The following is a 22,611-nucleotide window of genomic DNA, read 5'->3' on the forward strand; positions in this document are numbered from 1 at the left end:
GGGATATGCCAATTACGCCTCCTTCCCGCTCTTCCATTCCGCTTCATCGCATCATAGAGTTATGGCTATGGCCGGGCCGCGAAACTCTAAGCTTGATACTTTGCAAGACAGCGCGCCGCTCTCGCTGACGGTGATTATCCTTACGCGGGACGAGGCCATTCATTTACCGCGAGTATTGGCATCTGTTGCAAATATTGCCGAGCGCGTGATCATCGTTGACTCCGGCTCAACCGATGAAACGATCAATATCGCACTGCAGTCCGGCGCATCAGTATTTGAACGGCCCTGGCTAAATTATGCGGATCAATTTCAGTGGGCACTGGGCCATTGCGGGATCGACACAGAGTGGGTGATGCGCCTCGACGCTGACGAATGGATAGGGCCGGATTTGGTGCGAAACCTTCGCGCAACCCTACCTGCATTGGCCGCGGAGACCACTGGCATCAGTCTTGACCGCCAACATCATTTTCTAGGGCGCTGGATTAAACATGGCGGGCGCTATCCGCTATCCCTCCTTAGAATCTGGCGCCCCGCAGCGGGCCGCATAGAACAGCGCTGGATGGATGAACATATCATCCTCACTCATGGCGACATTCTCCACGTTAGAGGCAAATTCGTTGACGATAACCAGCGCGGCCTCGGCTTCTTTACTACGAAGCACAACGTCTACGCCTCGCGTGAAGCGGCCGATATACTGATCGCCAAATATCAGTTGGATGGCGAGCAAGACCGATCCGAAATAGCGTCAACGGGACAAGCCAAGCGAAAGCGCTCTGCCAAACTATCGTTCTACAACCGGCTGCCATTGGGTGTCGGACCGGCAATGTACTTTCTTTTCCGCTATATCTTCCAGCGCGGCTTTCTCGACGGCCGCGCAGGCCTGATCTACCATCTCCTGCAAGGTTTCTGGTACCGCTTCCTTGTCGATGCCAAGCGCTATGAACTGGAGCGCGCAATGGTCAGCTGTAAAGACGCAGAAGAGCGGCTTGACGCTCTCGAAGCAGTGACCGGATTGGGTGTCAGAAAATTTCTGGATCGCAGCAAAGGTTCGCGCGATGATGGCTGACCCGAATTCAGCCGGCTCGGGTCCTGTTGCTTGGCGGCATGAAAGCGTCCCAGCGCCACAAATGACGCCAAACGATGAAAGCATTTTTTTCGGCTTCCACGATATCTCCCCGTGGTCGCCAAACGGCGAATTGTTGCTGGGCCTCAGGCTGCCCCCGACTGCGCAATCAGTGGCGGATACAACGCAACCGGCATCGATTTGCTCATGGGATCCAGATACGGGCGAAGTGGTAAATATCGCGGACACGACCTGCTGGAATTTCCAACAGGCGGCGCGGATGCAATGGGTACCCGGTCACACTGGCATTGCGGCCTTCAACACTATCGGCAGCAGCGGTGGATGCGTGGCTGGGCTGGTTGATATGGACATGAATGAGCGCAAAGTGGCTGATGGAGGCCTCTATGCTATTTCCCCGGACGGGACTTGGGGCATAAGCCCTGATTTCGGCACTTTGGCGGCGAGGTGGCCAGCCTATGGATATGCCAGCCTGTTGCAAAAACCGCTTTCGGATGATGCAGGCGAAACCGGATTGTGGCGCAATGATCTGGCCTCAGGGCAGCGTCGCCTTTTCCTCTCCTTAGCTAAAGTCTTGGACGAATGGGACGAAGCAAGCACCGGCGCAGGGCATTTCCTGACGCATCCTTCGATTAGCCCAGACGGGACCAAAGTGGTTTTCCTACACCGATTTTTTGCCGACGATGAGGGGTCCTTTACCCGGATGCTGGTGTGCGATGCAGACGGGACCAATCTTATCTCTCTAGCCGAGGAGAAGGTCAGCCATTTCGATTGGCTTGATAATCAAACTCTGTTGATCTGGGCGCGTTTTGCAGGAAGCGGCTTGGCCAAGATGCGCTCAAGCGGTGCACTCAATTCTTCACTCATCCGGCCCGTGGTCAATCTTGCAAGGCGCTTCACTGGCCGGTGGAAGAAGCGGGTGTTGTCGGAAAGCTACTTCGCGCTCAAGATCGATGGATCGGGTAACAAAACAAAGTTCGGCTGGCCAGCGCTTGATTGTGACGGGCACCCGATGGTTGCGCGGCGCCATGATTGGATTGTGACCGACACCTATCCAGATGCGCAGGGTGAATTGGCGCTTATCCTGTGGAACCGGCAGACCCGGCAGCGGGTCGATGTTGCACGGATCAGGGACGGGGTGATGAGCCGTGATAGCGATGCAAAATGCGATCTCCATCCCCGGTGGAACCGCGACGAGACCAAGATAGCCGTCGATTTTTGCGAAAATGGGCTCCGCCGGATGGCTGTGTTTGATGTGTCCGCGATTGTGGCGCCGACATGAAAATTAGCGTCGTCACCAACGCCTTTAACCAAGGCGAATATCTGGCCGCAGCCGCCGAAAGCATTCTATCGCAAACCGGAGTTGAGGTTGAATATCTGATCGTAAATCCCGGCTCGACTGACACAACAGATCTGGTGTTGGAACAGCTTGCGAAAATCCATTCCGGTCGCTTCACCGTTTTATCAGAACAGGACGATGGACCTGCTGACGGATTGAACAAAGGCTTTGCCAAAGCCAGCGGCGATTGGCTGATATATCTCAATGCTGATGACGTATTTCTGCCGGACGCATTTGCTCAGGCTGCGTTCGAAATGGAGAAGTACCCCGATGCAGGCGCGATTATCGGTAACGGGTATATCACTGATGCGAGCGGAAATTTCATCCGCCGCGCCATCTCAACACAGTTCAGCGCGCGCAAGTTTGTGATGGGCACGGCTTTCGCCTTGCAGCAATCAACCTTCTATAATGCTGCAGCGTTTCGAGCGGTCGGCGGCTTCAATTTGGCGAATAGCACCAGCTGGGACGCAGAATTGCTAGTTGACCTCGACCGCGCTGGATATCCGCTAATCAATGCTGCTGGCTTCTGGTCAATCTTCCGCATGCAGCCCAATTCTATCACGGTCAGCCAGCGTTTTGCCGATGAAAGCCTGCGCACGCATGACCGCTATTTCCGCGAACAAATTGGCCACAAGATCACTCCGCGCGACAGGCATCTGCGAAAGCTGAGGCAAGTGGCACAGCGGTTTATTCATCCTTACATGACAATTGCCCGGATCAGTGACCAGCTTATGCCGCGCAAGCATCAGTTCCGCGAAGCGCTGCCACCCGATTGGGCGGAAGACCTTTGACGCTGCAAAGGATCGCATTCGTCTGGGACAATTTTGGCCCGCTGCATGCTGACCGGTGCAATGCTGTCGCGCGCCATTTGCGTGGATCGGCAGAGGTCCTGGGCATAGAATTATTCGCTGGCAGCGATTTGTATGATTGGATCCAACCGGAGAATTTAGACTTCCAAAAACAGACGTTGTTTGAAATTGGCCGCTGGGGAGATCATGCGAACTGGAAAATCGCAAGCGCTATCGTGCGCTGCGTTCAGCAATTCAATTGTGAGGCTGTCTTCCTCAGCCATTACAATGAGCCAGCCATTTTGCTCGCCGCGTTGCGTCTCAGGCGCAAGGGAATTGAAATTGTCACGATGGGATGTTCCAAATATGACGATGCGCGGCGGTCCGGTTTGCGCGAGCGGGCCAAGCGGTTGTTTTTGAAACCCTACTCTGGGGCGATCGGATCGGAAGACCGTTCGCTGGCCTATTTCCGGTTTTTGGGTTTGCCCGAAGCGCGTATTTTCGGTGGCTACAATACGGTTGATCAAGACCGCATACGCAGGCAAGCAGATTATCCCGAAGCAGATCGCAAAAGATTTGCAGAACGGCCATTTCTGGCTGTGGCGCGGTTGATTTGGGAAAAGAATTTCCCCGGCATGTTGCGCGCCTATGCGGCCTATTCGAAAAGCACCCAAGATCCGCGGCGGTTACAAATCGCGGGCTCGGGCCCGCTTGAGGCGGAGCTAAAAGCGCTGGCTACCAATTTGGGAATTGAAAGCCACATCGACTGGCTGGGTTTTGTTCAGACCGAGCAGGTGGCGCCATTAATGCGTGATGCGCTATGCATTTTGTTACCGAGCGTGTCGGAAACCTTCGGTAATGTGGTGCCAGAGGCGCTTGCGCTTGATCTCCCGGTCCTCGCCAGCACTCAATGTGGCGCGACGGACAGGCTGACAAAGAATGGTGTCAGCGGTTTTACGTTCCAAGCTGACGACGAAGACCGGCTGGCCGAATTGATGATAAGGGTCTCCGGCGATGAAGATTTATGGACCGATCTGCGGAACGGCGCGCGCGAACTTGCGCCGCTTGGACATAGCGATGCGTTTGCGAACTCAGTCGCGCGATTGATCGGCGGATAATGATTCTGGTGACGGCCTGACGCCGATCTGCTTGGCCGGATTGCCGCCCCAAACGGTTCCTTCGGCTACATCACCAATCGCACAGCCGCGAGCCGCAAGAACGGCTCTCGCCCCAATGGTTACGCCTGGGCCAACATACGCCTCAGCGGCAATCCAGCTGCCTGCCCCGATCATGATGGGCCTCGTCACCAATTGGAAATGGGTGTCCCTAATGTCATGGCCTCCTGCACACAGGAATGCGCGCTGCGAGACAATGGCCCCTTCGCCAATATCGACAGGGGCCATGTTGTAGCAATGGACGCCAGGCCCCAATGTTGCCTTGCTGTGCATTATCAAATTTCGAGGCAGCCAGATTTTCGCGCTGGGGTAAATCACGCAGGCCCGCCCGATTTTTGCGCCGAATAGCCTGAGCAAGGTCCGCCGCCACGCACGCCCCAGTGGCGGCGGAGCGATCCGGCCAAATAGTGTCCAGACTGCGATCCATAGCGCCCGCTCAATCCGATTGGTGAGGGGGAAACTGGGGCCGCCATCGAGTGGCCGGCTGCTTGATGCGCCAAGTGGCTTCACTGTTCGGTTCGCACCATAGTCAGCCTGCGGAGTTCGAAAATTGCGTCATCGGCACTCTGTTTGGGAGCGGCGAAAAGGGTCAAACGAGCCGTGGGGCAACCGGCGGCGATGGTGATTGTGTAATCTTTGTCGCCACTCGTTTTGCTAAGTTGGTGGCCGCTATTGCCGGCGCTTTTACCTGCGCACGACATGCGCCATTCCAGTTCTGGAGTTCCCGTGGCGGTGCCATCCACTCCGAACCGCCACCGACCCGGCCCGACCGACAGCAATTGAGAAAAAATAGGTCCGCTTGCATCCTGCGTTCGCTCGATCACAATCCCGCCATTTTCGGCCTTCGAAATCAACACGGGGGCAGCGCGGGCAAGTTGCCACTCACCGCCGATCGCTGCTGCTTTCGGGACACCCTTGGTGAATTGCGGATCATATATCGGCCCCGCAAAAGGGGCACCGGGGGGCAGCGATGCTCGCCAGGCTTGCATCGTCAAATCATCATATCCGCTCTTAGAAAATCCGATGGCGGCGTCGCGGATCATAATTGCCAGCCATGCGCCGTCGGCGCGATCGAACTGGCCCAGTAAAGCCGTACGTTGTTCGGCAATTTTGCGGTTTGCCGGTTGGGACCGAAAATAGCCTTCCCACCAGCCCTTGCCAGTTCGCGTTTGGGCGCGAACAGCAAGCGCGGCAATTCCGCCTTCAATTCCGAGCAATCTATCAGTCAGGGGTGTGGCGGTTTCAGCCCCGATCGTTCTACCCAGTGCGTCGATGCGCTGAGCGGCCACGACCGGCTCGGCTTCGCGCAATGCTGCTTCAACCAGCGCAATATTGGTCGCCGCGTCGCGCCACCCGAGCGCGGCAGCCAGATTAAGAATGATCAATTGCCGTTCAGGCGGCATCGCAGGTGAGGATACGGCCAGCGCAAATTGGTCGATCGGCATCGCCGCTACAGCGTGTTTCCCAAACTTGGCCGCGGCCTGCCGCGAACCCTTGCCGATGGCGGCTTGCGCAGCCTGCTTTTGCGCCTCACTCGACCAAGGGATTAATTGTGCGGCTTCGGGCCGAACCTTAGAATAGGCTTGCAGGCTGAGAGCCGACCCGCCCATCACACCTATGACCCCGGTGAGTAGCCCGGCCCAGATGCGGCGCATCAGGCCGCGCTCTCCCGCCCATAGGAATAATAGGCACCGTAATCATAGCCATAGCCCGATTGGCGCGGGTCAAATTTGTTGAGAACCGCTCCGTCGATATGGATGCCATTCTCACGCAGTCTGCGGATGGCGGTTTGCGCCCGTCCATGGGTTGCGCGTCCTGCTTCGGTGACAAACACCAGATGGCTGAGCCGCTGGGCAAGCAGCACTGTGTCAGCCAGACCAAGCACCGGCGGGCCATCAAATATTACCACATCGTAGGCGGCGCAGACTGTGTCGCGGAAATCTTCGAAATTTGCGCTTGAAAGCAATTCGGGAACCGAGGGCGGCAATGGGCCAGAAGGAATTAAGTCGAGATTCTCTTGTGCTTTAACGACGGTATCCTGCCATTCATTCTGGCGGGTGAGGATATTGGTCAGCCCGATGTCGCGCGAGACACCAAAAACCTGGTGAAGCGAAGGGCGGCGCAAATCGCTGTCGACAATTAATACTTTTTGTCCCGCCCGCGCCATGCTGCGGGCGATGCCGTAAGCAACCAAGCTCTTGCCCTCCGATTGCTGGCTGCTGGTGATTAGCAATGAGCTAAGCCCCTCCGCCGAGAGCAGGCCAAGTGAGGTTCTCAGAGCAGCAAAGGATTCGGACGGGCCGGATTTCGGATCTTCCAACTCCGCTACGATGCCTTCGCCGCTGGCCAGTTTTGGAACTGTGCCAAGGAAAGGCAGGCCAAGCCGGTCGGTCACATCCTCAGGCGTTCGTGCAGCATCGTCGATAAATTCGCGCAGGAACACATAGACTGCCGCCAGCAACAATCCGCCAAACAGCGCCAAGGCCATGTTGAACAGCGGATTAGGGCTGAACGCACCGCCGGGGACCTTCGCCCGGTCCACCATCGAAATGTTGTTAGTGGTAACACCAGCCGAGGCGCTGACTTCTTTAAACCTCTGCAGCAGAGCATCATACATCGCCCGATTGGTGCCGGCTTCGCGTTCAAGGATATTATACTGGATGCGTTCTGATTGTTCGTTGGCTGTGCCTGCGCGCAGCGACGCGACTTGCGCGGCCAGACGTTGTTCATTGCGTAACGCAGCTTGATAACGCTGGCGTAGAGACCCGCGAACATCGGAAACTGCGCTGCCCAATTGCTGGTCGATACCTTGCAGTCGTTGCTGGTGTTGCTGCATCACCGGATGTTCGGATTTATACCGCTCACCATCGCGCGCCATGTCAGCGGATACCGTTGCGCGTTCACGTTGCAGCCCTTGAATATAGCTATTCTCCTGAACATCAGGGATTGAAAGCGAATCGCCCGATTGCGCGACACGGAATTTTTCTTCTGTCGCGATTCGCTGTGTCCGGGCCTGATTCAGCGCGGTGTTCGCATCGGCCAGATTAGTTTGGACCAGTGATACATTGCCGTCACGGTCACCCGGTTCGGGCAAATCGACCAACCCAAATCGGCGCGCATAATCGACCTGCGCACGTTCGCTGGTTTCGAGGCGTCCTTTGGCCAGCTCCAGCTGCTCTTCAAGATAAGTTCTGGCATAGGACGAACTATCAAATTTGCGTTGCAGATTGGCGGCGATAAAGCTTTCGATATAGGCGTTGGCGATGACCGCAGCGTATGTTGCGTCCTTGCTGGTGAACCCGACTTCGACCACCCGGCTATATCGCGGTAATTCGGCGATTACATTGGCCTGCAAACTGGCTGCAATACTATCTCGCCGCGTTTGCGCCATGGTCTTGCCCGGTGCTGCAATTTGCGGAGCGGGGATGCCCATCCGGTCAAAATAAGTGTCATCATTTGCGAGGTTGAGCCGGCCGGCGACTTTTTCGGCCATTCCGGTGCTGAGCAGCACATCAAGCTGGGTCTGGAGAAAGCGTTCCACATCCCATTCAACTGGCGGCATGGTGGCATCTTCGTCGAGCACCTCATTCACCTGACTGTCGATCTGGATGGTGCCGGTCGCTTTGTAGATCGGGGTGGTTGATAGCGTTACGATTACCCCGAGCACCAGCGCCGCAACGATCAACCCGGCGGTAATAAAGCGGTTACGGTAAAGCGCGCTGGCAACCCGGCGCAGATCGATCCCTATGCTTGGCATGGCTTGGGGCATGGCTTGGGGCATGGCTTGGGGCATGGCTTGGGGCGAAGCGTCCGGCATGGTGTTGCTGTTGTTAGAGCTTTGGCTCATGGCTCGCCTTGCTGAGTGTTGCGGCTCATCATTCAAAACGGCCTGAATATGCTGATTAGAGGCGCCGTGGTCAGCGCGTCACGGTAGAGTTGTTTCATAATATCGGTTCCGACGATTACTTGGTCACCAGGCAAAATCTCGACATCATCGGCGGCCCCGGCATTGATTGCGCCAAGGTTGAACAGAGCGCCAACGCGCTCGCCATCAATCCGGCGGAACACTACCACACTGTCAAATTTCGCGACGTTGGTCGGGCCAGCAGCCAAGGCCACAGCATCAATCAGAGAGATACGGCTGGGCATGTCATAAACGCCCGGCTTGGTCACTGCTCCAGTAACCGTAACCCGGCTGAGTGCCGCTTCTGTGATCGCAACGGTCACGCTAGGGTTGACCAGATAAAGTTGACCAAATCTGCGTTCCAAAGTTCGGGCGAAATCGGCTGCTGTTTGGCCTGCTGCCGGCACTGCTCCAAGCAGCGGAACCTGAACCTCTCCGTTGGAATCGACGATTGCGCGTTCGAGCGACAATTCGGGCTCCCTGAAGACAGAAATGCTCAGTTCGTCATTCGGGCCGATTTCCGAACGGCGCGGGGCAACTACATCGCCCACCGGAACGATATCATAGGCAGCGCTGCCCGAAGGCAGGTTTGGCGCAGGCCCGCCCGAGCAAGAGGCAAGAGCAAGAGCCGCCAACATCGTGGGCAACAGTGCTAACAGATGTCTCTTCATTGGCGGTTCCCGGCGCTGATACGTGAGATCACGCATTTCAGCTCAGCGGTAACTGCCATTCCGCCGCGCATTTCGCAATTCCGTTGGCAATTTTTGTGCAGCCGCTGTGCATAATGCTAAGAGCATCGCGAGAGTGCCCGTGCGCAGAGGAAAATCAAGCGCCGAATGGGCCAGCAGTACCGCCGCTACCCCCCAAGCGGCCCATGCAAGCCGGTCTGCGCGGACTTGTAGCAAATTCCACGCCAACAGGGCGAGCGCGACCAGCGCAGCAACAGCGGTGATGACACCAGCGACACCGCCTTCAAGCGCCAATTGTAAATAGTCGTTATGGGCGGCGACGACATAGCGCGTTTCGAGCAGATCGAGGTCCTCGTAAGCCATATAAACTGGCACAAAGCTGCCATAGCCCGATCCAAACGGCCACATCGCACGGGTTGCGGCAATGCTGTCGCGTGCCATGGTCAGGCGCTGGTCGTCCGGAGCGATGCCGAACCTTTCAAAGATGTCCGAAAACGCCGGGATAAACAAAATCGCGACTGACCCCAAAATTCCAGCCAGCACCAGCCCGGCCCACCACTTCTTTGCAGGCCGCCAGATGGCCAGCAAGGCGGCGAGCGCGGCCGGCAGCGACAAAGCTATCCCGGCGCGGGATGTGGTGGAAATTATTGCGAACAGCAGGAATATAACCCCCATCGTGGCAATGTATTTATATTGGCGGAAATGCCGCGTTGGCAGCAAGGCGATGGTCAGCAGCATTCCCGCAATCAGCAAATCAGCATGATGGTTGCGGTTCGTGAACATTCCGGTCGCGGTGCCCGCATGTTCTGTGGCATAAAGCGAGAAGCCGCCCGAGACGCGCTGGACAATGCCCAATGCCGCGCTGAGCAGAGCAAATCCAGCGACCAAGGCAAGCAGGCGCTTGATCGACTTTCCATCCAAGCGTGTCACCGCGATATGCAGCACCAGCGGGGCAACCAAGGTAAGCAGACCGATTGCCGCGGCGCCGGGATCTAGAGCAATTGGCCGCCAGCCCAGCTCATTTCCCGATGCAACCAACGACGCGGCGGCTAGCTCGCGTCCGGGCAGTGCGGTCCAGATTGACGGCGGCAAAGGTATCAATTGCAGAAGAGCAACGCCGAATAGGCCAAGCGCCAGCTTAGCTGTCCAGGCAAGCGGCCACTTCGCACTGGTCGCCAATGTGAGATAAAGCAGCGGCAATGCAGCAAGCAAAACGGCCAGATCATTCAACGGGCGCGATGTGCCTCCTGCGAGCAGCGCGACAATTAGCAAACCCGCGCAAGCCACAAGCCGAGTATTGCTGCGAGAGGTGCCAGTGTGCGTCATTTCCGCTTGCTTGCCCCCGCCGCATATTCCGCCACCGTTTGGGCGATACCGTGTTCTAGTGAAATCCTTGGCGACCAGCCTAGACCCCTGATCCGCGTGGAATCGAGCAATTTGCGCGGAGTGCCGTCGGGCTGGCTTGTATCCAGTTCCAAATTTCCCTCCAACCCGGTCGCTTGCATTACCATTTTCGCCAGTTCTGCGATTGTCAGATCGATTCCGCTGCCCACGTTGATGTGCTGTTCGTCAGAATAGTTCTTCAGCAAGAATACCAGAGCATCGGCCAAATCGTCGGCGTGCAGAAATTCTCTGCGTGGTGTGCCGCTGCCCCATACAGCCAAAGTATTCTGGCCCGCTTGCCTGGCCTCGTAAGCCTTGCGGATCAGTGCGGGCAGAACGTGACTGTTGTCGAGATCGTAAGTGTCATTGGTGCCGTAAAGATTGGTCGGCATGGCCGAAATGAAGTCGCAACCATGCTGGCGGCGGTAGGCCTGACACAGTTTTATCCCGGCGATTTTGGCAATCGCGTAATATTCATTGGTCGGCTCCAGCGGGCCGGTCAGTAGGCTGTCTTCCGTAATCGGCTGTTCGGCAAATTTGGGATAGATGCAGGATGATCCCAGAAACAACAGCTTTGACACGCCGCTGCGATATGCGCCCTCGATAACGTTTGTCTGGATTGCCAGATTGTCATGCAGGAAATCGGCTGGTGAGTCTGAATTTGCGCGTATTCCGCCGACTTTCGCGGCTGCCAAAATCACTGCATCGGGCTGGTTAGAATTGAACCACTCGCGGACTGCGGCCTGATCGCGCAGATCAAGCGTGCTGCGGTCAGCAGTCAAACATTCGCACTCCTCAGCCACAAGGCGGCGCAAGACAGCAGAGCCGACCATTCCGCGATGGCCCGCAACGAAAATACGCTTTCCTGATAATTCGAACATTCTGGCTGCCCCTTATTATCACCTATGTCATGGCAAGCTTCGGCGCGCATCGCAATTTATGTAACATCGCGGCCAAATTCACCGAGAGCCTGAAACAACCCGTCGCCATAATGCGCCAAGCTCTGCAATCGGAGGGCGGCAGTGGCCAAGCAGGAACGAGCGTTTCTGCAAGCCGACCAGTGAAAGCGTGATCGGTATCGCGATAAGCGTCATCATCAGTTCGGCCATGACTATGCCAATGGATAGCAACGACAATGAGCCTGTTTGCGACAAGCCAAGCATAAGGACCAGTCCGGCAAGGCTTACTGCCAGATAACTCCATGCCAGTGGGCGGTGCCGGTTTGTCCCCATCCGGATTGTTGAGGAAACCGACCACAAAGCTTCGAACAAAGTGGCCAATAACAAGGTGGCAAACAGAATGGGCAGAAACAGGATTTTCCCGCCAGTCCAGACTTCAAAAAACCACGGTCCGAGCGCCATCAATCCCGCAGCAACGATGATCGCGGCCCAGAAAGTCAGCCGAGAAACGCTAAGCAAGATCGCGCCCAATTCAGCCTTTTGTTCGTCCGCTTGCAACAGGCCTGCCTCGGCCCGAAGCGGCACGACCGCCAATTGGACCACTTGCGATACCATCCGCGAAAGCGTCCTGTGGGTAACGAAAATTGCGACCGCCGCAGCTCCAAAAGTCATGCCAACCACCACTACCGCCCCTTGCAGGATGAGCGATTGGGCTAGCGGGAACAGCATGAATTCCATTCCGCTGCCAAGAAACCCGCGCAGGCTCTCGGTCCGTTTGCGAAACGGATTAAGCGCGGGCGCTAGATCCCTGCCAGCGAGAATAAGCGCCAGAATTCCATATTCTGCGATCCGGCTGATAAGCAGGATCGCAGCGAGCTCGATTGGCCCAGCGTCCAGCAACCCAACCGCGATGAACGCTGCCCCAAGCCGAAGAAAGGCACCTGTTGCCCGAACCAGCAAGCCCGCCGGCAGGATGCGCCGCGCTCTCATCCCGGCGATTAGAGCCAGGGAATTTTGCGAAACAAGCGTTCCGGCAATTAGCAGCACGAAAATGCCTTGTGCTTCACCGTTGGATATTGCCGAGAGCCGCAACCAATCGCTGACAGGACTGACCAGCACCAGCACCACCAACAATGCGAACAGGATCAGCGACCACAGCAAGAATGCCGACGAATAATCGCGAAAAAAACGAGCCATATTCTGCTCGTCACCATCGCCAGCGCGCTTCGCCAATTCATTTGATCCCGATTGCACAACCCCGAAATCGAGCAGTGCAAGATAGACTGGTATCGCCGCAATCAGCAGCCATTCGCCAAACAATTCAACCGACCAGGCGGCGAGCAAAACAGGCACGAACAGTAATTGTTCAAGCATCCGCGCAATCAGGCTTACCCCGCTCGCGCCGCTGGCTTGGAGCAATCTCTGACGGACGTCAGCCATCCCGGCGGTCCAACCTTAGCGCGGCATGCACAGGATTTCCCCATGCATCCGCGTATCGGGCGCGCGTGCCGGGTCGGCAGCATCCATGATCTGGTAATCAAGCTCCTCGATCATCGCGATAATGGTCTCGGGTGACGAGCCAAAGCCGCTCAGGAGATCTCTCGCCAGCTCGCACAAAATGACCGGTCGGTGCTGTGCAAGTGTCTGCGCGGCGCCTTCCAGCACGAGCGCTTCGGCACCTTCAACGTCAATCTTAATCAAGCCGGGCGATAGGCTATGCTGGCGGGACAACAGGTCAATCGTGCTGGTCTGTACTTGCGACTGCCCCACACTATCGCCTTTGGTTGCCGGATGAGAGACCGGTTTCATTGAGGCATATTCTTCTTTTCCGGCGATCTCGTGCAGGATGGCCTGGCCAGCCCCAGCACCAGCGGTTGCTGCGCCGTTGAACGCGATCACCCGATCATCGCGTCCATTGGCAGTGATATTTTGCGAAAGCCGGGCAAATGCCTCGGCTGACGGCTCAATGGCCAAGACCCGGCCGTCCCTCAGCAGGCTGGCGCCGAGCATCGTGAAGAAGCCGACATTGGCGCCCACATCAATCATATCGCGCTGCGGATCAATGTGCTTGCGAATAAGCGCGGTAACTTCGGGTTCGTAACGGTCATGCAGGATGATCCTGCGGAACAGATGCGACTTTGGGGAACAGGCAAAACGACCGGCAAATTCGGGCAGGTCCAGCACCACATCCCCGCCAATCCGCCTTGCCGCATTTTCTGCTGTTTTCATTGCTGGTGCATTCACGCGGTCGATGTATTTGCGCCGCAGCGCGACCGGCGCGGCAAGCAGCGCCTTTGCAATTCCGCCGGAGAAATAGAGCGAACGCAGGCTCCGGCTTAGCCTGCTATCCTTGTCGCGCGTGCTCATGTCAGCCGTGTGGTGGACTTGGATTGGGGGTGTTGCCCATCAATTCCAGATCGGCTTTGACCATTTCGCGCGCCAATTCGCGCACTCCGGTTTCGTGCTGCCAGCCGAGCTTGTTGTGCGCTTTGCTGGCATCACCGATGAGCAGGTCAACTTCGGTCGGGCGGAAATATCTTGGGTCGATTTCGGCCAGAACCCGCCCGCTTTTCTTGCACACGCCTTGCTCCTTCAGGCCTTCTCCGCGAAATTCTATTTCGATACCTGCGTCGGCAAAGGCCCATCTAGTGAAGTCGCGCACCGACGTAGTGTGGCCGGTGGCCAGCACGTAATCATCTGGCACATCCTGCTGCAGCATCAGCCACATCCCGCGCACATATTCCTTAGCGTGCCCCCAATCACGCTTGGCATCCAGATTGCCGAGATAGAGGCGATCCTGCTTGCCAAAAGCAATCGCGGCGACCGCGCGAGTGATCTTGCGCGTTACGAAGGTTTCGCCTCTCAGCGGGCTTTCATGATTGAACAGAATGCCGTTGGACGCGTGAATACCGTACGCCTCGCGGTAATTGACCGTGATCCAATAGGCGTAAAGCTTGGCAACGGCATAGGGGCTGCGCGGCTGAAAAGGGGTGGTTTCGGTTTGTGGCACTTCTTGCGCTGTGCCATACATTTCCGATGTTGAGGCCTGATAGAACCGCGTGCTGCCCTCCAGCTTTAGAATGCGGATCGCTTCGAGCAAACGCAGCGTGCCCATCGCATCCGAATTGGCGGTGTATTCAGGCGTTTCAAAGCTGACCTGAACATGGCTTTGCGCGGCCAGATTGTAGATTTCGTGCGGCTGCGTTTCTTGTACGATACGGATAAGATTGGTCGCATCGGTCAGATCGCCATAATGCAGGATCAGGCGCGGATCGGGCACATGCGGATCTTCGTATATGTCCTCTATCCTGCCGGTGTTAAAGGATGAGGAACGCCGCTTGATGCCGTGCACCTCATAGCCCTTCTCCAGTAGCAGCCGGGCCAGATAGGCACCATCTTGCCCAGTAATGCCGGTGACTAAGGCCCGCTTGCCTACCCCGCTTATTTCGTCAGATTGCTCCATCGTTTCAGGCCTAGCGGGTTTGCACGGTGGAGCAAGTCGCAGGGGAATGAGATGCACTCATTTTTGGCGTGATAGATATTGCCCGACACGCGCCATTTGGGCTGCCGTGGAGCGCGATTCAGGTGCGGTCATGCTGGCAGCGAAGCTTGCCCCGCGCCGGAACAGCCAGGGCAAATATTTTTCACGCTGCATAGTATCAGATGCGAAAACCCCGCGTTGCTTTCCCGATAATTTGGCCTTCAATCGCCGGCCCAGTTCGCCAATTCCGCCAGCTTTTCCGGCATTGATGATTGCCGCCGCAGCACCAACATTCTTGCGCTGCGCCAGATTCTGCACAAGCAATCGCTCGCAATCATTAAGCACTTCAGCCGGCGGTTTTGCGGGAGCGCCGAGCCAGCCGATTTGGCCGTTACTAATCCATTTCTGAACCAAGGCGAGAACCAGTACAGCGCCATTCGCATAGCCGCCTTGGTCGGCGTCTCGCCAGAAATTGAGCCAATCAATTGAATGGCTATCCAGCAAAAAGCCGATATCGCTGAGGACCAAAGGACCAACATCGAAGCGATGGCTGTAAGCAGCGTGGACCACCAGATGGATGAGCATGTGGTAGGGCTTGGGATAGCGGCATGGATCGCCCGGACCGGCTGGTTGCGCGTCAGAAAAAATGCGCTCGTCCATCAGCGGGGGCATCGTCCATTCGGTCGATCCCGGCGGTTCCCACGCATGCATATGAATTTCGAATTCGATGCCTGATGGCGAGGTAAGCGGGGGCAAATGTTTGGCCGCGCCGACCATTTGTTCAGCGGGCAATGCGGAGGGATCCGACTGAACAAAGCCGTGCTCGCGCAATAGGTTAAACGCGGCCAATGCCTGCTCGGGCTGCAGCAAAAGGTCGATATCGCGCAGCGGCCGCTCCGCCGCCGCAGGATAGCTATACCAGGCTAGCGAGGCGCCTTTAAGCGCGACAGTTTCAAGCCCGGCCGAGCGCAGCAATTCGACCGTAGAGAATAATTCGGCGCGATGGGCCAATGCTGTGAGGGCGCTCTCACGGTGCGCCTTGCGCAGTTCTTCGCGAATGTCAGTGGGAGTTTCTATCTCGATTTCACCACGCTCGAGCCGCCCGTGGATTAGCGCAAGAGTCCTATGCTGGTCGGCGATCTGCAGAATATTTCGCCACTGAACAGCGGACAGAACGTTCAGATCCTTTTGAAGCTGTCTCTGTCCAAGCAGCCGCAGCAATATTCGGCCGTGGTCTTTTTCCCAAGGCGCCTCGCTTTTCCGCAGATCGCCGCCTCGCAGGATCAGTTCTCCGGAACCGAGAAGGTCCCGGTTACCCGTCCGCTCGAACCGGAGCTGGTGCCCGGCTGTCCGGTCACAGAAGACGAACCGCTGGCGCGGCCATCAATGCTCGAAACGCCGCTCTTCAGGTCGATGACCAATCGGCCGCCGTTCAAAGTGTCGGACCCGCGCCGAAGCCGGACATTGCCTGCCATGGTGATGATCCGGCGATTAAAGTCGTAGACCGCAACATCTCCGCTGGCCGCCTCGCTACCGCGCGTAACGGTGACGCCGCCCGTCGCGGTTATCCGTTGGATGCTGAGCGATCCCGTGTCGCTGTAATTGACCAAGGTCCGTGCGGAGCGGACACGCAAGCCAGCCTGCGTAATATCGACATTGCCCGACAGGACAACGCGGTTCTGCCGGTCCTGCAATTCAATCCGGTCAGCGGCGTAATTCACCGGTGCGTTTGAATTGTGCGAAGCAATCGCCTGCGCGTGCAATTGCATGCCGTGGGCAGCTGCAATAGTCAGGCTGAAGCCCAACAGAGCTGATTGTGCAGATTTTTTGAAGTTCAGTCTGGTCATTACGGCATCCTTAATTTGCCGGGGATCATGCGCAGCCGTGCATTGCCGTCGAGCGTTATCACGCGGCCGGGCATGTCGACTTCGAGCCGGTCAGCGGAAAAAGTCCCGGCCGGAACCGCTCCATCAACGCCGCCCGCACCGACCATTTGCCGTGTGTTGAGATTGATCGAAACTCCGCGTGCAACCATTGTGTAACCGTCAGCCGCAGTCAGGCGAATGCCGTCGGGCGCACTAACAATTTCCTTGTCAATATCGTACGTGCCGCCTTCCGCACTGATCCGGGCAGGCCCGTCGGACATGAGCAATCGCGCGACCAGATCATCCATCCGCACAATGCCCTCGGCGCTTGATTTCTGTACTGCTTCACCGGCGGTTAGCGAGAAGGGCCGCCCTTGATTATCTTGACCGCGATATAATGCATTATCGACCCGCAATCGCTCGTCAATCACCGCAACCTTGTTTCGGTCGAGCAGGAAGCTGACTTCGCCGCGCGGGGTCAGCGGAGTGATCACCATCAACGCGGCAATGATTCCAACGCCCATCGGCAGCACCGCACCGAGGAATTTGACCAGCCTATCATGCGAACCGCCAGGCACAGCGAAATGCTTCCGCGCATTGCGCAGTTCTTTCGCCTGTTGCGTTTCGATGCGTCTGTGCTGGCCCATCGGGCGTGTCTGGTCCCTTGCCGGTTAAGCGTGGCTGAAAATGTCGTGTTCTGCCCATCCGGCAATGTCGAGCCGTGCGCGGGTAGGCAGAAAATCGAAACAGGCCTGAGCCATGTCTGTGCGGCCTTCGCGTTCCAAACGCACCACGAAGATTTCGTGCAAACGGTGAAGGAAGCGCACGTCGGATGCGGCATAATCGCGCTGTGCATCGTTGATTTCGGGAGCCCCCCAGTCGGAGCTTTGCTGAACTTTGGACATCTCTCCGCCGAGCAATTCCACGACCAGATTCTTCAAGCCATGCCGGTCGGTGTAGGTGCGGGTCATCTTGCTGGCGATTTTGGTGCAGAATACCGGGCTGGCTTCAACGCCGAGGTAATATTCGATTGCGGCAAGATCGAACCGTGCGAAATGATACAGTTTCAACCGGCTCTTATCCGCCAGCACGGCCTTCAGATTGGGTGCGTCATAATCGCTGCCGACTTTGAACCGGACCAGATGCTCATCACCATTGCCATCGCTGATCTGAACCACGCATAATCTGTCCCTAGGGGTAATCAGCCCCATGGTTTCGGTGTCGACAGCGACAGGCCCCGGCGCAAGCACGTCTTCGGGGAGGTCTTCTTCATGAAAATATACAGTCATGGTTTGCCCTTAGTCGCATAGTGGAACAAGGGAAAGAGGGGGGATTGCACGGACAGCGTGTCTGGCAGCCGGGAGGTTTCGGGGTTAGGTTGGCTGGATGACAACAGACCCAATCCCTGACAGCTGGCGAAATGCGCTGGATAATGCGCTGGGCACAGCTGAGGCTAGGCAGTTGGGAGGCTGGCTTCGCGAACAGGAGGAAGCCGGTAAAGTAATCTACCCGCCGCGCGGGCAGCGATTGCGAGCTTTGGAATTGGCACAGCTCGACGATGTGAAAGTCGTGATTTTGGGTCAGGACCCGTATCATGGCCCAGGCCAGGCGCATGGCTTGTCATTCTCTGTCAGTGAAGGCGTGAAGATACCGCCATCGCTGGTCAATATTTTCAAGGAATTGGAAACTGACATAGGCAAAGCGCGGCCCGATCATGGCAATTTGGACCATTGGGCGCGGCAGGGCGTGTTGCTGCTCAACAACGCGCTGACCGTTGAAGCGAATAAGGCTGGCAGCCATGCGAAAGCCGGTTGGGCTGCAATTACAGATGCGATTGTTTCGGCCGTGGCAGAGCGCGATAAACCGACAGTGTTCATCCTGTGGGGCAGCCATGCTCAAACCAAAGCGGCACGCATTCTGGCGCACAAAGGATCGGCGCATCATTTGGTATTGAGCGGTCCGCATCCCAGTCCGCTATCATCCTATCGCGGATTTTTTGGTTCGCGGCCGTTCAGCAAAGCCAATGCGTTTCTGGCTGCGAATGGACGCGCTCCAATTGAGTGGTAAGGTCCGCCAATGTGCAAACCTACAGCCACACCGATGACCGATGAACAGGCCAAAGCGATGTTGCAGGCGCGGCTCGCGGAGCTGGTGAGCGAAGATCAGATGAGTTCCGAAGGCCGCGAGCCGGTTACTCTGCAACAAGATAGCGTGGGCCGTCTGAGCCGAATGGATGCGATCCAGCAGCAGGCAATGGCGCTGGCGACGGAAAAGCGAAGGGGGGCCGAACGGATGCGGGTCATTGCTGCGCTCCAGCGGATAGAGGAAGGCGAGTGGGGATTTTGCCTGACCTGCGGCGAGGAGGTGGCAGCGGCGCGATTACGGAATGATCCCTCTGCGGTGCAGTGTATTTCTTGCGCAAGTGGGGGCAGCGGGAATGCAGGTTGAGAATTATGGCTGGGCTGGACATGCGCCAGGATCGTCAGACTATCTAAACCCTGCGGTGCTTGAACTGGCGCTGTTCGCAAGCGGCAAAGTGGTTCTGGATGCAGGATGCGGCAATGGAGAATTGGCGGGTTTTCTGGCCTCAAACGGTTTCGAAGTCACTGGCGTTGACGCTGATGCAGAAGGCATTGCGATAGCCAAGCAACGATTCCCGACATCCGAATTCGAAGTTGCGACGTTTGATAGCGCGGTAAATTTTGGCCCAGAGAATGGATTTGATATCGCGGTATCAACCGAAGTCGTCGAGCATCTCTATTCGCCGCATCAATTGGCCAGATATTGCTTTGACGCGCTGCGGCCCGGCGGCAGCTTGATTATGAGCACACCCTATCACGGTTATTTGAAGAATCTCGCTCTGGCGGTGTTGGGGCGATGGGCGCGGCATCTCTCGCCCAATTGGCATGGCGGACACATCAAATTCTGGGACCGCGCTTCGCTAACCACATTGCTGGACGAGGCTGGATTTGTCGTCACAGGCTTCCGCGGCGTGGGCCGCGTGCCTTACCTATGGAAGAGCATGATTCTCATTGCTCAGAAACCAGACTAGAAAGTGGTGGTCAGCCGCAATCCGGTAGTGACGCCGAGATCGCGCACAGTAACCGCGGAATCCACAAGTTGGACATTCGCGGTGAGGCGGAATTTGTCCGACAATCCGAGGGTGTAGAATGCCTCCACGCCTTCTTCATCTTTCAAGGCGAAGCGGTTGTTCAGCACATCGACCAAACCGTCGGCGAGTGAATAGCGGAAATAATTGATCCCGAACCGGTCCTTCGGGCGCGATTTCGGGTTGCCCGCAATGCCGATAAAGCCGCTCGCATCGAGGAAAGTGGGGTCACCATTGGACCAATACACTTGGCCGAAAACGCCGATTCCATTGCCCGGATTTGCGGCATCCACGCTCAGATATTGTTCGAAGGCAAAAATCACGCTGAATTCTCCCTTGCGATTGCCAAAGCTGGAGCCGGGCGCGGGGATCAGCGCCGCGGGCAAAGCATCAGCCGCCAATTCACTGCGCGTCGAGCTCGCTATCTTCAGCGAGTAGTATCCGGGATTGCCGCCAATCTTGGTCGGCAATGTGGCCGAAGCGAGGAAGCCAATGCCTTTGGAAAACGGGCCTTCCAATCCGCTGTGGCGCGACTGCAATTCAGGATCGAACACTATCACGCGGAACAATAATGTGTCGGTCGGCACATTCAGCACCGCGCCAGTAACCGAACCGGGCACAATCGCGCTAGGTGGTAGGGCGACTGCGAGGTTCTGGAACCCCTCATGACCTCCCCCGCCTTGGATTGGAATAAAGGCGGCCAAATCAAGAATGTTGATTTTGCCTACAGTCAGACTGGTCCCGCTTTTCCAGCGTTTGGTGACATTGACCGACAGATCGAAAACATCGCCGTCACCTGGATAAAACAGCTGTGTATTGGCTGGAATCAGCCCGATCTCGCCATTACTGCTTTCGCCATATTTGAATTCAGGGTGGATATGTAATGACAGACTGTCATCAAACCCGAATAAGCCGCCTTTGACATCAATATAGGCGTCAATCTTCCCTCCATAACGCAGCGTGCTGTCCGCATCGCCCGACACGGGGACGTCAAGGAATTGGGACCATATAGCCTTTGTAGTGATGTTTTCCGATGGCGCTTTTTCAGTTGGGTTGTCCGGCGCGTCGGGTGCATTACGTGCGGTCGGAATCGGACTGTCGGAAGTGTCACCATTTTCAGCAGGATCTTCCCGATCTTGTGCAAATGCAGAATTAGGGAGGAAAGCAAGCACCGCGGAACTCGCAACTATCATTGACCGAAAGGACTGCGAATAATTCCAATTATGATGCTTAGGAGTATAAAGTTTCATGCAATTTCGTCTAGGAGCACAAATGTAAAATACACTTGATCAACTAGATTCCGCTCCTTGTATTCGATGATACTGCACACGTCCTAAAGCAGAGCATCATTTGTTATTGCAGCTCTCTAGATCAGCAAGGGGCCGAAAAAAAGATCTAAAATTGATATATAATCCATCTTGGAGGTTGTTGTGCTTGCCTTATCACAAACTCTTCAAAATCAGCGCGGCAATTCGCTTGAACCCATCAACGCTTGGTCTACTGCGCGTGCGCATTGTCGCCCCTCGCGGATTGCCCAGACGATAAGCGACTGGCCCCGCCGCATATCACCGCACGCAAAAACACCCGCCTCGCTAGTGGTGTAATCATCGGTGGTTGCGGCAACATTGCCGCGCGCATCGAGTTCGACCTCTGCCCGGTCAAGCAAGCCGCGTCGGCGCGGTCCGGTGAAGCCCATTGCCAGCAAGATCAGGTCAGCTGGCAAAGTAAATTCGCTACCTTCCACCTCCTGCATCTGGCGGTCTTTCCATTCGACACGAACGCATTCAAGTCCGGCAACATCACCATCCTGCTCGATCACGCGCTTGGCCAAGACAGCCCAGTCGCGGTCAGCGCCTTCTTCGTGGCTGGACGATGTGCGCATCTTCATTGGCCAATCGGGCCAAGTCATCAGCTTGTCTTCATGCTCTGGTGGTTGCGGCATGATTTCCAGCTGAGTTACGCTGGCGGCGCCTTGACGGTTTGATGTGCCTACGCAGTCGGAACCGGTATCGCCGCCTCCGATTACGATTACATGCTTGTCTGTGGCGGTCAGCGTCCCGCGCGGCGCGGCGCGCACTTCATCATCGCCAGCATTGCGTTTATTCTGCTGTGTCAGGAATTCCATGGCCGCGCGCACGCCGGGCAATTCTGCGCCCGGCACGTCGAGCATCCGCGCTTCTTCCGCGCCGCCTGCCATAACGATGGCGTCGAAGTTTTCCTGCAGCGCCTTGAAGCTCACTTCAACGCCGACTTCGGCGGAGGTTTTAAATGTTACACCCTCGGCTTCCATCTGAACGCCGCGCCGGTTGATCAAATGTTTTTCCATTTTGAAATCAGGGATGCCGTAACGCAGCAAGCCGCCGATGCGGTCGCTCTTTTCAAACACCGTCACCGCATGGCCGGCGCGGGCGAGTTGTTGCGCGCAGGCAAGCCCTGCTGCGCCGGAACCGATTACGGCCACGGCTTTGCCAGTCTGGGTTTTGGCAATTTGCGGCTTGATCCAGCCTTCTTTCCATCCGCGATCTACAATCGCGCATTCGATGCTTTTGATCGTAACAGGCTGGTCGATGATGTTGAGCGTGCAGCTCGCCTCGCATGGTGCAGGGCAGACGCGGCCGGTAAATTCAGGGAAATTGTTGGTCGAATGGAGAACTTCGAGCGCGTTCTTCCAATCACCATGATAGACCAGATCATTCCAATCAGGGATAATATTATTTACCGGGCAGCCATTGTGACAATAGGGGATGCCGCAATCCATGCACCGCGACGCCTGCTTTTTCAGCGCGTCCTCATCAAGCGGAACAACAAATTCCTTGTAATTCTGCAGCCGGTCTTTTGGATCGATATAATTCCGGTCCTGCCGGTCCAATTCGAGAAAGCCTGTGTCCTTACCCATCG

22 protein-coding genes are annotated in these 22,611 nt (G+C 56.6%); 7 read left to right on the top strand and 15 right to left on the bottom strand.

Annotated features, from left to right (window positions below):
* Positions 1 to 67 precede the first annotated feature (67 nt).
* The 4 genes from GRI36_RS03175 to GRI36_RS03190 are packed head-to-tail and all read left to right on the top strand — an operon-like array spanning position 68 to position 4,326.
* Entirely contained in the window at positions 68 to 1,066 is a 999-nt protein-coding gene (locus GRI36_RS03175) for a glycosyltransferase family 2 protein (protein WP_160597154.1), read from the top strand.
* A complete protein-coding gene (locus tag GRI36_RS03180) occupies positions 1,056 to 2,363 on the top strand; it encodes a TolB-like translocation protein (RefSeq protein ID WP_235902144.1) in 1,308 nt (435 codons plus the stop codon). Before GRI36_RS03175 ends, GRI36_RS03180 begins: the two co-directional genes overlap by 11 nt.
* Positions 2,360 to 3,211 (top strand): glycosyltransferase, encoded by an 852-nt coding sequence (locus GRI36_RS03185; protein WP_160597156.1) that lies wholly within the window; start codon positions 2,360 to 2,362, stop codon positions 3,209 to 3,211. The genes GRI36_RS03180 and GRI36_RS03185 overlap by 4 nt, the downstream gene beginning before the upstream one ends.
* Positions 3,208 to 4,326: a glycosyltransferase gene (locus GRI36_RS03190; protein WP_160597157.1), complete on the top strand. Its 1,119-nt coding sequence runs from the start codon at positions 3,208 to 3,210 to the stop codon at positions 4,324 to 4,326. The genes GRI36_RS03185 and GRI36_RS03190 overlap by 4 nt, the downstream gene beginning before the upstream one ends.
* On the opposite strand, the gene GRI36_RS14010 is transcribed toward GRI36_RS03190, so the two are convergent.
* The 13 genes from GRI36_RS14010 to GRI36_RS03255 all read right to left on the bottom strand — a co-directional run bounded on the left by GRI36_RS14010 (position 4,300) and on the right by GRI36_RS03255 (position 17,893).
* Positions 4,300 to 4,893, bottom strand: a complete 594-nt coding sequence (locus tag GRI36_RS14010) for an LbetaH domain-containing protein (RefSeq protein WP_160597158.1) — start codon at positions 4,891 to 4,893, stop codon at positions 4,300 to 4,302. The genes GRI36_RS03190 and GRI36_RS14010 overlap by 27 nt on opposite strands.
* Positions 4,890 to 6,038, bottom strand: coding sequence for a hypothetical protein (locus GRI36_RS03200; RefSeq protein ID WP_160597159.1), 1,149 nt, complete (start codon positions 6,036 to 6,038; stop codon positions 4,890 to 4,892). The genes GRI36_RS14010 and GRI36_RS03200 overlap by 4 nt, the downstream gene beginning before the upstream one ends.
* Positions 6,038 to 8,230, bottom strand: a complete 2,193-nt coding sequence (locus GRI36_RS03205) for a GumC family protein (RefSeq protein ID WP_160597160.1) — start codon at positions 8,228 to 8,230, stop codon at positions 6,038 to 6,040. The genes GRI36_RS03200 and GRI36_RS03205 overlap by 1 nt, the downstream gene beginning before the upstream one ends.
* 32 nt (positions 8,231 to 8,262) lie before the next feature.
* Complete coding sequence (locus GRI36_RS03210; RefSeq protein WP_160597161.1) at positions 8,263 to 8,958, bottom strand: polysaccharide biosynthesis/export family protein; 696 nt, start codon at positions 8,956 to 8,958, stop codon at positions 8,263 to 8,265.
* Between the two features lie 42 nt (positions 8,959 to 9,000).
* Entirely contained in the window at positions 9,001 to 10,302 is a 1,302-nt protein-coding gene (locus GRI36_RS03215; protein WP_160597162.1) for an O-antigen ligase family protein, read from the bottom strand.
* Positions 10,299 to 11,240, bottom strand: a complete 942-nt coding sequence (locus tag GRI36_RS03220; RefSeq protein WP_160597163.1) for a GDP-L-fucose synthase family protein — start codon at positions 11,238 to 11,240, stop codon at positions 10,299 to 10,301. Before GRI36_RS03220 ends, GRI36_RS03215 begins: the two co-directional genes overlap by 4 nt.
* 78 nt (positions 11,241 to 11,318) lie before the next feature.
* Positions 11,319 to 12,698, bottom strand: a complete 1,380-nt coding sequence (locus GRI36_RS03225) for a lipopolysaccharide biosynthesis protein (RefSeq protein WP_160597164.1) — start codon at positions 12,696 to 12,698, stop codon at positions 11,319 to 11,321.
* 15 nt (positions 12,699 to 12,713) lie between these two features.
* Positions 12,714 to 13,625 carry an FkbM family methyltransferase gene (locus tag GRI36_RS03230; protein WP_160597165.1) on the bottom strand — a complete coding sequence of 304 codons (912 nt, stop codon included), beginning with the start codon at positions 13,623 to 13,625 and terminating at the stop codon, positions 12,714 to 12,716.
* Between the two features lies 1 nt (position 13,626).
* On the bottom strand, positions 13,627 to 14,721 hold the full coding sequence (gmd, locus tag GRI36_RS03235) for a GDP-mannose 4,6-dehydratase (protein WP_160597166.1): 1,095 nt from the start codon (positions 14,719 to 14,721) through the stop codon (positions 13,627 to 13,629).
* A gap of 57 nt (positions 14,722 to 14,778) precedes the next feature.
* On the bottom strand, positions 14,779 to 15,960 hold the full coding sequence (locus GRI36_RS03240) for a nucleotidyltransferase domain-containing protein (protein ID WP_160597167.1): 1,182 nt from the start codon (positions 15,958 to 15,960) through the stop codon (positions 14,779 to 14,781).
* 62 nt (positions 15,961 to 16,022) lie between these two features.
* Complete coding sequence (locus GRI36_RS03245; protein WP_160597168.1) at positions 16,023 to 16,586, bottom strand: LptA/OstA family protein; 564 nt, start codon at positions 16,584 to 16,586, stop codon at positions 16,023 to 16,025.
* Positions 16,586 to 17,251 (bottom strand): LPS export ABC transporter periplasmic protein LptC, encoded by a 666-nt coding sequence (locus GRI36_RS03250; RefSeq protein ID WP_160597169.1) that lies wholly within the window; start codon positions 17,249 to 17,251, stop codon positions 16,586 to 16,588. The genes GRI36_RS03245 and GRI36_RS03250 overlap by 1 nt, the downstream gene beginning before the upstream one ends.
* A gap of 24 nt (positions 17,252 to 17,275) precedes the next feature.
* Positions 17,276 to 17,893 carry a ribonuclease D gene (locus tag GRI36_RS03255; RefSeq protein WP_160597170.1) on the bottom strand — a complete coding sequence of 206 codons (618 nt, stop codon included), beginning with the start codon at positions 17,891 to 17,893 and terminating at the stop codon, positions 17,276 to 17,278.
* Between the two features lie 97 nt (positions 17,894 to 17,990).
* Here GRI36_RS03255 and ung point away from each other — a divergent pair, with 97 nt between their 5' ends.
* Genes ung through GRI36_RS03270 form a run of 3 tightly spaced genes read left to right on the top strand, consistent with a single transcriptional unit; the run spans position 17,991 to position 19,656 of the window.
* Complete coding sequence (gene ung / locus GRI36_RS03260) at positions 17,991 to 18,671, top strand: uracil-DNA glycosylase (protein WP_160597171.1); 681 nt, start codon at positions 17,991 to 17,993, stop codon at positions 18,669 to 18,671.
* Between the two features lie 9 nt (positions 18,672 to 18,680).
* Entirely contained in the window at positions 18,681 to 19,052 is a 372-nt protein-coding gene (locus GRI36_RS03265; RefSeq protein WP_235902145.1) for a TraR/DksA family transcriptional regulator, read from the top strand.
* Positions 19,042 to 19,656 carry a class I SAM-dependent methyltransferase gene (locus GRI36_RS03270; RefSeq protein ID WP_160597172.1) on the top strand — a complete coding sequence of 205 codons (615 nt, stop codon included), beginning with the start codon at positions 19,042 to 19,044 and terminating at the stop codon, positions 19,654 to 19,656. The genes GRI36_RS03265 and GRI36_RS03270 overlap by 11 nt, the downstream gene beginning before the upstream one ends.
* On the opposite strand, the gene GRI36_RS03275 is transcribed toward GRI36_RS03270, so the two are convergent.
* Both GRI36_RS03275 and GRI36_RS03280 read right to left on the bottom strand, forming a co-directional pair.
* Positions 19,653 to 20,885 carry a carbohydrate porin gene (locus GRI36_RS03275; RefSeq protein ID WP_160597173.1) on the bottom strand — a complete coding sequence of 411 codons (1,233 nt, stop codon included), beginning with the start codon at positions 20,883 to 20,885 and terminating at the stop codon, positions 19,653 to 19,655. The two genes, GRI36_RS03270 and GRI36_RS03275, sit on opposite strands and share 4 nt — an antisense overlap.
* Positions 20,886 to 21,172: 287 nt before the next feature.
* Positions 21,173 to 22,609, bottom strand: coding sequence for a glutamate synthase subunit beta (locus tag GRI36_RS03280; protein WP_160597174.1), 1,437 nt, complete (start codon positions 22,607 to 22,609; stop codon positions 21,173 to 21,175).
* Positions 22,610 to 22,611: the final 2 nt, after the last annotated feature.

The sequence above is a fragment of the Pontixanthobacter gangjinensis genome (assembly GCF_009827545.1).
GTDB lineage: Bacteria > Pseudomonadota > Alphaproteobacteria > Sphingomonadales > Sphingomonadaceae > Pontixanthobacter > Pontixanthobacter gangjinensis.